Origin of the sequence: Leptothoe sp. ISB3NOV94-8A, assembly GCF_043421595.1 — a bacterium.
Classification (GTDB): Bacteria; Cyanobacteriota; Cyanobacteriia; order Phormidesmidales; family Phormidesmidaceae; genus Leptothoe; species Leptothoe turfae.
The window spans coordinates 6,279,815-6,292,543 of the sequence record NZ_JAXSQW010000001.1; the positions used below are offsets into that span (position 1 = coordinate 6,279,815).

The following is a 12,729-nucleotide window of genomic DNA, read 5'->3' on the forward strand; positions in this document are numbered from 1 at the left end:
TCGGGTCTTAGGGTAGCTGCTCACGCACATATTCCATCACCACGGGAATCAGGGTAAAACCAGCGGGGCTTTTTTCAATCAGGGATTTACTTAGGAGAGCACTGATGGCAGCGAGTCCATCAGGATGTTTGATGTCTTCAATGGACATGGGCTCTGCTTTTTCAGCCAGCTGCCCCAGAATATCTTGTTCTGCTTCGGACAGACGCTCATACTGCTGATCGATGAGATATTTAATATCGCCAAACATGGTTCTGCCATGTCTGCGGAAGCGATCCACATCGCCATCAAACAACTCCTGAATAGTCATGGCGACAATTCTCAGCATCAGTGGATTCCCCCGATACTGGTTGATCAGGCCTTTCCAATGGGGCTTACCTGAGGCGGGTAGCCGTTCTGCAGTTAAGAGCTGCGCCCCATCATCGTACTTTAGCCCCCCTAATTCTAAATAACGAACAGGACTATTGGCAGCCCTCGACCCGGCAAGTTCGCGGTTACGTTCACGACTGGTGACCACGATACAGCTCTGGTGAGGCTGTTCGCCCAGACGCTTTAATAGCTCGCGATAGTTGCTGTAGTCTGGTGCATACTCACTGACAAGACTGCCGCTGCTGAGAATACTTTCTAAGTTATCGAGTACCACCAGACAACGGTGCTGTTGCAGGTAAACCATTAGAGCGCTGAGCTGGTCATACCATTCATCTGAATGGGGAATCACATCGTCTGGTAGTTCATTCAGCCACTGACCTAGAACATTATCGAGGGTAGGTCGATGCCGCAGGGATTGCCAAATAACCCCATCAAACTGAGTTTGCACTGCCTTGGCCAGGGTAATGGCGAGGGATGTTTTGCCCATCCCCACGGGACCAATAATGGATACAAATCGGCAGGCTGATGTGCCTAACATCCATTGTTGGAGCTGATCTAGCTCTACCTGACGACCATAGAGGACCGGGACATCTGGCATTTGGTCCCAGTTAATGGCCACTTGGGTAGTGCGGTAACCTGCTGCTTCGAGCCAATGGGCGACGTCACGCCAGCTTTCTAGGGCATTGCGATCGCGACCCGTCAGTTGCTCCACATAGCGATACAGTCCCTGGCTTAAGGCCACTTCCACCGTACGCGCTTCAATCCCCTCATGGTCAGAGATTTCCGCTGGGCTATACCTCAGCAGTAGGCCCCGCAGTCGCGTTTTCTCTAAATCCGTCAGCCCATAACGCTTATGGGGCATTAGTTCTGACTTAGCTTTTGCTAAATCCCCATAAAGCTGATCTAGATTCCACTGTGCCGCCGCTTGGGCAAAAAGCTGTTCTGTAGCCATCGATAGGACAACGAACTATGAATGATATTACCCGATCGTCTTCAGCGATATGCATCTATACACCATCAGTCCCAACATTCAGGTTGAAACCCCTTTGACAGTCTCAGGGCAAGACCTACTCCCCAACACTTCATAACCTAATCCATAACCAGCAATAGCCTCTAACCAACAATCAACGCTCCTAATCTGAGGTCATGCACCAAGAGGAATGAGCTTATGATTGCCGTTAAACGAAGAGCGGGTTGGCGATTATGCGCCGCCATCTTTACCTGTGTTCTCTGTTTTAGTATCAGCCTGGCCCAGGCAGCCACACCGTTTTTTTGGGATTCCATTGATGTGGATATGGCCCTGGAAGCGGATGGTGACCTATTAGTAACAGAAACTCAAAAGTATGTATTTACCCAACCCCACAGCAACGAACGCTATCGCTATATTCCCTTAGAAGGGATTGATAGCATCACAGATGTGGCGGTTTATGAAAACAATGAACCGTTAACGGTTCAAACGGGTCGCCGCAATAATGATTATTGGATTCGTTGGCAACATTCCTTGAATGCTCCTGCTGCCCATACTTTTGTACTTCAATATCGTGTTGTGGGGGGTATTCAGGTCAAAGGAAACCGTAGCCAGCTTTATTGGAATGCTCTCTTTCCTGAGCGGAGTGCTCCCATTAATCGCGGTAACGTAACGCTGCATGTGCCAGAGGTGTTAGCCGATCAAGTGAATAGTTTTCAGGGTGAAGGGGTGGCGAGTCGCGATCGTAAACTCAATCTCACCACCTATGAGTTTGTGACCAGTGGCCCTCTGGCACCACAACAGTTTTTGAATATTCGGCTCGAATTCCCCACCAGCGCGTTAAATATCCCACAGGCCCAGACAGATTATTGGAGCATCAAGCAGTCATCTTGGGCTCCATTCTTTAGCTGGGCAGTGCCAGCAATCTTTGTGCTCGGTGTTTTTGGCAGCATTGTAGCGATTAGAAAACGTTGTCCCAATTGTGGCCAGATGACTCTGAAACGAACTAATCGAGTTGTGCAGAAATCAACCCGATCTAGGCGAGGGACAAGAGAAATTAGACACGTCTGCCAAAATTGCAACTACGATCGCAGGTTTAATCAAACCATTCCTCGTAAGTCGGCTTCGAGGTCCCATACTACTGTGTGGGGTGGCTACTATGGTGGCGATGGCAGTGGTGGCAGCGGTGGCAGTAGTGGTTGCGGCGGCGGTGGTTGCGGCGGCGGCGGCTGTGGAGGAGGTGGTTAATGCATACAACTCAACAGCTACGGATGAATTCTCAACAAGCAGAGCTTTATAACCGGCTTCAGATCTATTCTCTGGATCAACCAGGTGCGCAATTTTCGTTTAGTCAGCGTCTCGCCCAGGAAAATTGTTGGTCATTTAAGTACACGTGCAGAGTAATTGAAGAGTATAAGAGATTTGCGTTTTTGGCGGTCGTTGCTGGACATCCGGTAACACCGTCTGACCAGGTGGATCAGGTGTGGCATTTACATCTCACCTACACGCGCTCATATTGGGAGGATTTTTGTCCCAATGTTTTACAAATGTCGTTGCACCATGAACCAACTCAGGGAGGAGGTGTTGAGCATGACAAGTTTTTGGATTGGTATTCGCGTAAGTTGGCTAGCTATAGGCAATTGTTTGGTGAGGAGCCGCCTAGGGATATTTGGCCTGAACCGGGGGAGCGGTTTGGGCAAGAGTTGGAGTTTGTAAGGGTGAATTTGCAGAGGAATTGGCTGTTGCCTAAGCTAGAGTTAAGGCGATGTTTACGGTGGGTTAGATGACTATTGTGGGGTATATCGCGTCGTTCTGTCAGATTCTTGGCTTCGCGGTGATCTTAGTTTCGACAATCTTTTCAAGATACTAACAAATAAGATGATAGAGGTGCTCAAGACTCAAGACTTTACCTCTGGTCGGAAGTGTCTAAGAATGAGTTCGTAAATTATTGCTAATAAGTAAACAGCTCTTGACACCCTTTCTTCAAAATTTATGCCATACCCCTTAATGCATTAGCCTGTAGAGAACTGTCAGAGAATTCAACAAGGTAGATCTGTTCAAAGTCATTTGCATCAAGGGTAAATCCAGGATACCCAGAACTTATGAAATCAATTTGATAATCATGCGATAAATCTTCACGCTCATTAATAGCTTGACCTGACCATGTGTCGTGAAGAGCCAATATATTCTTCGACTTTAGAAAACTATCTACTGCATTTTCTGCTTCTAGAAATACTTTTTCGACTTCGGCCTCACTGAGGCCTACCAACTTTCCATTCATCGAGGAATTAGGGTAAGAAAACTCCTCTATCACTTGGCTTTTATTGAACCACTCGTATCCTGCCGATTCTGTTGTATTATTACAGAAGTAGGATATTCCATCTGTTTTAAGCTCTTTTACCAAAGTCTGTACCCAGGGACTTATACTAAAATCCCTTTTTTCCCGAATGCATTCAAAGGTTGTCCATTCACAATCTCTAAGTTGATATAGCAAATACAAAGAATTGCTACTGACATTAATCGGCTGTCCATACTCATGATAGCTAATATTGGTATGAGACATCTGATTAAGAACTGCTACAATCTCAGTCGCTGAAGCCTTAATGAAATTCAATGACTGGGAAACACCAAAATCTCCTCTTCCACTCTTCCACATAACTATTTGAAATTATCCTAATTATGAACTTTTTCATTGTAAGGACGCTTTCAGTATTGTTGCCAACAGTTTTCTTAGAGGCTAAGATCCCATCACTCATAATTGAAACGCCAAAAAATGCACGACCGATCAAAAACAATAAACGTTTCATTTGGTGGAATGCCAAAAATAATTCATAAACACAAAAAGGAGTGATATCTGTACAAATCCCTTTGATCTCCAGTGGGAGGTTTCTCTTCTCCTAGACGTAGCCTCATCATCATACCTTAAGCGCTTGCTCCCTTAAGGATAAGGAAGGCCTGAGCTCAAAGTCCTTCTCCCTCAGGGAGAAGGATTTAGGATGAGGGCCAATTTAGTGGCAGGCCTGACTTCTAGGGTATTATCTGCTAGAGATGTTTACACAGTAGCTGTTCGCAGGGATCCTAAACTCTCCTTGTGAGAAGCATATTAGCTATCCTAGTTGGGCATATTGGCGTTTCCCCGACAGGGTAATTGCTTGTGGCAACTATTTTGGGTTGGGAGACGGTTACGGCTAAGTCGATTATTAAGGTTCAGTATCCGTCACTAGATTGGCTTTAAGTATAGACGTCTTTTAACTGTTATACTCTGGCGATGATGGGGCCATGTCAGATAGCTGTTCGCTATCTTCTACCCAGGGCATATCTACAGAAAAGGTTGTGCCAACGCCTACCTGACTTTCTACTTCAATTTTGCCGCCGTGGAGTTCTAAACATTTTTTGACAACGGCTAGTCCTAAGCCACTGCCAGACAATGATTTTACGTTTTGGCCTCGATGGAAAGAGTCAAACAGGTGTTGCTGGTCGGCGGCTGGAACGCCAATACCTTGGTCGCTGACTTGAAACCGAGTTCGACTGTGTTCACCCCAAATATTAAGTTGAATTTCACTTTCTGGGGGTGAATATTTGATGGCATTAGTCAATAGGCTCATCAACATAGCGCGTAATAATCTCTCATCTAGAAAGGCTTCGTCATAGGTCCCTTTTTGCTGTACTAAAATATGGTGCTGCGACTGGGTATTAAATTTGACTTCCTCGACCAGGTGTTCGCAAAAAGATTGTAAATCAATTGTTTGAGGGTTAAATTCTAGCTTGCCTGCTTCAGCTCGGGTCAGTAGTAAAATATCTGACAACAGCTGTGCCATGGTCTTCGCGGCAGACTGAATGCGTCTAAGATTACGGGAACGTTTCTCTTCAGACCAGGCTACATTGCGGTTATCTAACAATTGTGCAGAGACCAAAATGGCACTCAAGGGAGTTCTTAGCTCATGGGAGGCCAGGGAGAAGAAATTAAGTTTTAGATCGGTTAATTCCTTGGCTTGTTCAATCTCTTTATAGGTGGTTTCGATTTCCTGGCGACGGTTAAGCTCAGTGGTTAAAATCTCTTCTGTATTTTGTAAGGCATTTGTTTTAGCTTGAAGCTTATGGGTGAGCGTCTCTGTCTCTCGTTGCTGTGTTAACAGGGTTTGCTGGTGCTGCTTGAGGGTTTGCAGCAGCCAGCCGTACAAAATGCTCAAGAGAATCACACCAAAGCCAGCTACCAGCCCTGTCAACCAAAGATCATTATTGATGCTGACGCTGGTGTCTGCCATTTCCCACTGTAGTGCGGCGCTGCCCTCGTCTAACAATGCCTGCATCGCCAGATGGGCATCAACGCGAACTTCACTGCTTTGCTGGGCAATGTCTAGTTGCGCGGTTAGGTCCAGTTGTCCATTGTCGTATTGTTCAATGCCGTCTTCTAAAATTTGAATATGGGTTTCAGTGGCAACCCGTAACCGTTCTAAGGCTTCTCGATACACTAAATCTTCTTCAAAGGCGGCCTCTGTGTCTTCTAAATTTTCATGCTCTGCATCTAGCTCTTCAACATAACTATTAATCAGTTCAAGCTTGCTCTGATAGCGTTCTAACGCTTCTTCCTCACCTGTATTAAGATAAGAACGATGACTGGCTTCCGCTTCTGCGATCGCAACTAACAAGCCATTTAAATAGGCATATTCATTCCCCTCCACCTCCACCCAGTCAGATGGATTAACTCGACCGACAATTGCATTACGCGCCAGCAAGGCAGTCCCTAGTAGCGTTGCGATCGCAACACCAAATCCTACTGTTAGCCATTGCTGAGTGCGAGAACGATTCATCGGACAGAAGGGGGCAGACCCCTACCTTGAAACTTAAGCTTGCAGGATCCACCATAATCTAGACAGCGCGATTTAACCGTCGTTATAGTCAGAGTAAGGGTCGTTGTTGATTGGGGACATCCCGTCGGAGCTGTGATGACTCTGAACCTCACAGCTTATTCGTACCAAGGATCAGCAACGCCGAGTAATTCACTGGCAACATTTTCCCATGCGCATTCTCTTAGTCGAAGATGACCTACAGCTAGGTGAGGGATTGAATGAAGCACTCACCGATGAAGGGTACGTAGTGGACTGGGTAACGGATGGAGAAATGGGTTGGATTCAGGCAACTGACTTAACCTATGACTTGATGGTACTGGATGTCATGCTACCCAAAATCAACGGCATCCACTTATGTCGACGGCTACGAGAAACGGGCAGACGTTTGCCAATCCTGATGTTGACCGCTCGCGATACCAACACTGATAAAGTTGCTGGCTTAGATGCCGGGGCAGATGACTATGTGGTTAAACCCTTTGACTTACTGGAGTTGCTGGCCCGATTACGGGCGTTATTGCGGCGTGGCACTTTGAATGACACTGGCACAATGCTGGTGTGGGGACAGGCCCAGCTCGACTCAGTCACCCATGAAGTGTTTTACGATGGCTCTCCTCTCCAACTAACACCCAAAGAATTCAGCCTCCTGGAACTATTTTTACGCAGTGGCCGACGAGTCTTAAGTCGATCCGTCTTGATTGATCAGTGCTGGGCAACCAATGCACTACCTGACGAAGAAACCGTCAAATCCCACCTGAAAAGCCTACGCCAAAAGTTGAAAAAAGCCGGTGCTCCCGCAGATTTCATTGAAACCGTGCATGGAGTGGGCTATCGATTAAAGCAATCATAGGGGTTACAGCCACTAACCGATTTCTACCCGAATTATTCCCTAGATTCTTCCAAACTGTTTTTTAGAGTGGGTGACGTAGCCTCAAGGAAATCTTGATTTCCAAAAGATTATGAAACTTAAAACTTTGTCTGTTTTACTAGGCACACTCTCACTTGTGGCAATGCCTTTAGTTCGTCAAGTGCAAGCTGAGGAATTGGTCTGTCCAGACGAGTTCGAGGGGATTGAACTGAGCGAGGACCAACAGGTGCAATTGCTAGCATTAGAAGAGCAGTTGGACGATAGAATTGAGTCCATTATGCCTGCCACGCCTGAGTCAGAGGCGCAATTGGAACAACTGGAACAAACTTTCGAACAGCAAGTCTCATCAATGTTGTCACCTGAACAGGAACAGCAAGTGGGTCAGCTCAATGCCTGGGTTGACGAAAGCGTCGCTAGCGTCGCTCCTGAGCTAGAAATAGAAGAGGATCCTGCCCTCTCAGCAGATCAGGAGGCAGCATTAGACATGATCGCAGAAGAATACGATCGCAACTTTCAGAGCATTTTGACACCTGAGCAACAGCAGCAGGTTGAAGTGCTTGAAGAACAGCTAGACGCCGAAGTAGAGGCTACCATGCCAGAGCCCAACGCTGAGCAAGCAGCCAGTATTGAAGCCGCAGAAGCAGAATATGAACAGGCTGTGCTTCAGGTTCTTACCCCAGAACAGCTACAGCAAATCGAAACCAATTTGGCCGCCTGTGCCGTAAACGAGTTCTAAATCACTCGGACACCGATCTTCTAGGCAATCCTGACTGATAGTGCTCGGTATCGCAGGGCATGGCTTCGACGGTGAGCTCAGCCGAACCGCACAAGGGAGTGCCCCTACAGGGTTGTCCATTTTAATTGGGTTTAATGGATTCGGATTTGATATGACAGGACATTCAGGGTGCTTCCTTTAGGATGCTTCCTTGACAAAAGGCGGTAGAGATTATTGGCTTGGATCTCTACCGTTTTTTATGGAAAAATATGTTGTACTTTTTTCTCTTGCCTTTTCAACAGGGCAAGCTCCAAAGTAAGCTAGCGTTGGGTCAGTAATAATACTTTAGAGCCTTGTTCATATGCGAAAGTCTCTTCTACATTGTATTGTGCTTTAATTTGCTGCTCAAAGTTGGGATAGTCTTGCTCCTTCACCTTTAAAACTAGCCATAGTCGAGTCGGCGCATCTGGAAAATTATCCAACCACTGGCCGATTTCAGCCTCACTTTTGACGCCACGACTCTTATTTGAATAGATCTCTAAAGACCCTTGGTAGTAATGGTTCAAGACGAGCTTTCGAGCAAAGAGAGACCACACAACCACATCTTCAGGTTGCTCATATTGTTCAATGGTTTCAACAATAAACTTATAATCAGGTCGATCTTGCACAGTGTAATAGCGCACCAATCCGCCGCTTACGGCGATTAGATAAGCCAGGCTGACAACTATGGCTGCAAGCCGCCACTGTCGCCATAGTCGGCTCAACCCAGCCGCTAACAGGAGAAATAGGTAAGGACTAACAAAAACAAGATAGCGATTGACCCAAATCGGGATCGATATATAAGAAAAGGCTAAAATCGGCAGCAATGGCAAGGCAAACCAGGCAGCTGCCCACAAAACCTGGGGGGACTTATGCTTTTGGAAAAGGGCTAGACCAATCAATCCTGCTAATAGAAAGGTGAAGAACCTATAAAACGAAGATGCGATCGCATCACTCTGCACTGAAAATGGCCACACCGTCCAGAACTTCAGGGTGCGTACCACATTGCTTAACCCTGGAGGATTGCGCCCAGGATGGTGTGATGCATAGGTAGAGTCTGGAGCAATGGCTTGAAAAACAGATAAAACAAAGGGCGACCACAAGACAAGTATCAAGACTAGCCAGCCTGCAAAGCGGATCAATGCAGCCCGCTGCTGGCGGAAGCGCAAACCATAGATGACAACATCGGGCAACAATAGCACCACATTGAGCGGCACAGCCAAAATTGCCAACCAACGAAATATACACCAGGCAGCCAGGGATACATGGCTGGGAGCCCCTGTTTTATCTGTGGGTTCTTCCATCAGGGCTTTAGCCAAATACCATGTGCCCGCTATCCCCAAACAGGCAGATAGCACATACATTCTGACTTCTTGGACGTGGTTAATAAATAAGGGAGAAAAGGCTAAAAAAGCTGCTGCTGCCACCCCTTCTACTTTTCCTAAAAGCCGAGATCCTAATCGGTAGATTAAAAAGATGGATGCGATCGCAAAAACCACCGACAGACTACGCAACCAGGCATCACTACTGCCAAACTGTTTCCATCCCGTCAGCAATATGTAGTAAAGCGGCCTTAACAAGTTTCTACCAGATTGGATGGCCGGTAGCTGAGAATCTTCGATACTACTGAGCTCATCCAGCCACAGCCCCTCTGCATTAATGCGATAAAAATATAGAACTGTCGCTAGGAGCATCAATAGCGTGATCGGCAACCATTGCTGAATATTAGGCCTAGTATTCTGATAGGTCTTCTCAACAGGGCTGATTTGATCAAGCTTCATCTAAATATCTCCCCTAAACAGAATGATTGAGATGTCTGACACGCTGTTCTTCGAAATCATGCTCAAATTGAACCAATCCCCTAAGTAGAATGTTGGGAAAGTGTTGATTAGTCAACACAATAGCCACAAAAAATTAGAAGCTAACCTTATCGCGAATACGATAAATGGGCTTATTCTGAGACTCATGATATGTTCTCATCAGCAATTCACCCAGTAGCCCAAAACAGAATAGCTGTATACCTGAGAGAAATAAAACCACAGCCAACATCAGCAGAGGACGATCACCAATGGCCTGGTTGAGAATAAATTTAAGAAATACGAGATAGATTGCCAGAAAAGACCCAACTGACAATGATGTCATCCCCAAAACCCCAAATACATGCATGGGACGGGTCAAGAAGGTTTTCATAAAATAGACGGTGAGCAGATCCATCATGACTCGAAATGTTCTGCCTAAGCCATATTTACTCTGCCCGAAACGGCGTGGATGATGCCGTACGGGAATTTCTGTGATTCTGGCACCTTCAATAAATGCTAATGCAGGCAAAAAACGGTGCAATTCTCCATACAGCTTCAGATCTGAAACTAGTTCAGCTCGATAGGCTTTGAGAGAACAACCATAATCATGGAGCTTAACGCCTGTCACCTTCGCAATTAACGAATTAGCAATTTTTGAAGGGAGAAGGCGTGTTAAGGCAGCATCCTGTCTCTGTTTACGCCAACCACTCACGAGGTCATATCCCTCTTTCATTTTCTCTAATAGTCGAGGAATATCTTGTGGATCGTTTTGTAGGTCGCCATCTAAAGTAATAACTATTTGACCTTGGGCATATTCAAACCCAGCCGCCATGGCCGCTGTTTGTCCATAGTTGCGGCGAAAGATAATGGCGCGCAGTTGCCCATGGGTTTGGGAAAGATCTTTTAACCGTTGAGTTGAGCCGTCTTTAGACCCATCATCAACACAAATAATTTCATAGCTATATGCTTCTTGATCTAGGACGGTTGAGACTTGCCCAATGAGCGTAGGCAGGTTGTCAAATTCGTTATAAATGGGAATGACTACAGACAGATATAGGGTCTCCTCAGATACTGCCGGTTGCTCAGACAAAAAATTGTTCGACAGGACATTGGGATGCACAGAAACCGAAGAGACCATAGTGTAAATCCTCAAACTTAGCGAATGATATAACCGCAGTCTAAAAATAAATTGAGAATATCCAGGAAACTAATTGAGTAACGAAAATAGAAAAGCCGAGTAGCTACAGAAATCACAATAAAAGACAGCTCTTTTTGCCCTAGTCCAGAAGCAAAAAGGTCAAATATTGATTTAAATATCACCAGGTCAGTACTTAATAAAACAGAGACACTGTTACTGACTGACCATCATCCTGCTTATAGAATACCTAGGAGATGCGTATCTCTACTGAGAAACATGTACGTTTTACGTAATCTTTACAAGTAATTGAGAGGTTTATGGTTTCTCCACACTTGCACATGTTCTACAGAGATTCTAACCGTAAACTCAGACAGCTTTACGGCATATATCAGCAGCTAAACTCACTGACTTTTGTCAGGAAAATAACGCTAACAACTATTTACTAAAGCCTAGCTTTTGTTGCAGTTGGTTAAGCATTGTGCGATCGCTACTTTCCAGACCGAACGTCAGCACCAATGCTGTATAAAGGGTCACAATTATGCCTAAAGTGCAGCTCACCCTTGTTAAAGTGGACCACCCTGCAAGTCCAGCGTTGATGCCAATACCGCATAATAGAGAAATACCTCCCGCAGTAATCACCTTAAGATATCCCCACTGAAACCCATGTATTTTTAACACAGAATACACTTGCAAGACACGTAATAGGTTAACCCCCAGAATGCTGATGCCTGTTGCGATCGCTGCTCCCATCAGACCCCATCGGGGAATCATAACCATGTTCAGGCCAATATTAGTGATGGCTAATACAATATCTCCCATAAGTTTGAGATTTTGATGGCCTGACATGGATAAAATATGCATAGAAAATCCTCCAGGACCAGCCCTTGCCAACTGGCCAGCAGCAAGAATAATCAGGGGCAGCCAGCCAATTCCAAATTCTTGACCAAATACTTTTAGAATATCTTCGCCAATCACTGCTACGCTCAAAAAGAGAGGCAGTGTCAACGAAAAACTCCACCGAGAAGCCACGCAAAAAAGCTTATCCAACTCCTCTAGTTTGCCGCTGCTGTAAAGGTTGGCAATCATCGGGGTGAAGATAGTTACTAGCGATCGGGTGAACAGCGTCATTAGCAATGCTGTCTGGGATGCGGCTCGATAAATACCAACCTCAGCGGGCGGGCGAAAATATCCCAGCATCAGAATATCCGTCCACAGCATAATCAGCCACAGAAAACTCCCCAATGACAGTGGGATAGAAACAGCTAATAGCTTTTTGCTCTCAAAAATAGGACGAGGCCGTTGTTTGAAAAGAACAGGGCAAAGTCTTTGCAAAACACTGAGAGTGGCTAGCAGCGAAACAATGAGTGCTAACGTCCATGCCATAGCAGCGCCTCGAAGTCCCCAGCCCATATAAAATAAGGCGATCGCCAACACCAAATTCAGTAATGGCAGTAAGACTTCCCAAATAAAAACCTTGTAAGTGGCTGTCTGAAATCCAGTGGTGGCAAAGACACCAGCTGTCATGCTAGCTCCAAATGGAAGCGCTACTGCAAAAGCCTGTAGGGCAGGCACAAGCTCGGGCTGTCCAAAAACAATCTGAGCAACAGGCTCAGCAACCAAAAATAGAGCTGCCCCAAAAACGAGCCCACTGATCAAGGGAAAGCCCAGAGCCTGGAGCAACACACCTTTCAGTCGTCTCTGATCGTGTTGATCGTGATGAATTGAAACGTAGCGAATTGCGCCTGTTTCTAGACCCATCCTGGGAAACAGTTCTCCCAATTGATAGATAATAATACCTAAGGTATACAGTCCAAAGACCTCTGCACCCATTAACCAAGCGAGCAGCACTTGAGTCAGATACTTCAAACCAGTACTGATAACTTGGCCCAGGAAGGATAACCCAGCGCCCTTAATCAGCTTATTAAAAGTGGTATTTATCTGAGCCAAGCCCTATCTCCCGTGGTTAACTAGAAAAAATCTCCTATGATAT

The 12,729-nt window shown here is 45.9% G+C and carries 10 protein-coding genes; 4 read left to right on the forward strand and 6 right to left on the reverse strand.

Going from position 1 to position 12,729, the window contains the following annotated elements:
* Positions 1-7: 7 nt before the first annotated feature.
* Complete coding sequence (locus tag SPB21_RS26945; protein WP_490793009.1) at positions 8-1,318, reverse strand: NB-ARC domain-containing protein; 1,311 nt, start codon at positions 1,316-1,318, stop codon at positions 8-10.
* A gap of 216 nt (positions 1,319-1,534) precedes the next feature.
* Between SPB21_RS26945 and SPB21_RS26950 the strand changes: the two genes are divergently transcribed.
* Both SPB21_RS26950 and SPB21_RS26955 read left to right on the forward strand, forming a co-directional pair.
* Entirely contained in the window at positions 1,535-2,581 is a 1,047-nt protein-coding gene (locus SPB21_RS26950) for a DUF2207 domain-containing protein (protein WP_499868143.1), read from the forward strand.
* Entirely contained in the window at positions 2,581-3,120 is a 540-nt protein-coding gene (locus SPB21_RS26955; RefSeq protein WP_499868144.1) for a glycine-rich domain-containing protein, read from the forward strand. Before SPB21_RS26950 ends, SPB21_RS26955 begins: the two co-directional genes overlap by 1 nt.
* A 203-nt stretch (positions 3,121-3,323) precedes the next feature.
* Here SPB21_RS26955 and SPB21_RS26960 read toward each other — a convergent pair whose 3' ends face one another.
* Together SPB21_RS26960 and SPB21_RS26965 are read right to left on the reverse strand one after the other, a co-directional pair.
* Positions 3,324-3,989 carry a hypothetical protein gene (locus SPB21_RS26960; protein ID WP_499868145.1) on the reverse strand — a complete coding sequence of 222 codons (666 nt, stop codon included), beginning with the start codon at positions 3,987-3,989 and terminating at the stop codon, positions 3,324-3,326.
* Positions 3,990-4,581: 592 nt separating this feature from the next.
* Positions 4,582-6,144, reverse strand: a complete 1,563-nt coding sequence (locus SPB21_RS26965; protein WP_499868146.1) for a sensor histidine kinase — start codon at positions 6,142-6,144, stop codon at positions 4,582-4,584.
* 208 nt (positions 6,145-6,352) lie between these two features.
* Between SPB21_RS26965 and SPB21_RS26970 the strand changes: the two genes are divergently transcribed.
* Positions 6,353-7,030 (forward strand): response regulator transcription factor, encoded by a 678-nt coding sequence (locus SPB21_RS26970; protein ID WP_163663742.1) that lies wholly within the window; start codon positions 6,353-6,355, stop codon positions 7,028-7,030.
* A gap of 109 nt (positions 7,031-7,139) precedes the next feature.
* On the forward strand, positions 7,140-7,784 hold the full coding sequence (locus SPB21_RS26975; protein ID WP_499868148.1) for a hypothetical protein: 645 nt from the start codon (positions 7,140-7,142) through the stop codon (positions 7,782-7,784).
* A 299-nt stretch (positions 7,785-8,083) separates the two neighbouring features.
* Here the strand turns inward: SPB21_RS26975 and SPB21_RS26980 are convergent, their stop codons facing one another.
* The 3 genes from SPB21_RS26980 to SPB21_RS26990 all read right to left on the reverse strand — a co-directional run bounded on the left by SPB21_RS26980 (position 8,084) and on the right by SPB21_RS26990 (position 12,686).
* Positions 8,084-9,583, reverse strand: coding sequence for a glycosyltransferase family 39 protein (locus SPB21_RS26980; protein ID WP_499062205.1), 1,500 nt, complete (start codon positions 9,581-9,583; stop codon positions 8,084-8,086).
* Positions 9,584-9,716: 133 nt separating this feature from the next.
* Positions 9,717-10,739 (reverse strand): glycosyltransferase family 2 protein, encoded by a 1,023-nt coding sequence (locus tag SPB21_RS26985; protein WP_499868149.1) that lies wholly within the window; start codon positions 10,737-10,739, stop codon positions 9,717-9,719.
* 435 nt (positions 10,740-11,174) lie between these two features.
* Positions 11,175-12,686 carry an oligosaccharide flippase family protein gene (locus tag SPB21_RS26990; RefSeq protein ID WP_499868150.1) on the reverse strand — a complete coding sequence of 504 codons (1,512 nt, stop codon included), beginning with the start codon at positions 12,684-12,686 and terminating at the stop codon, positions 11,175-11,177.
* Positions 12,687-12,729: the final 43 nt, after the last annotated feature.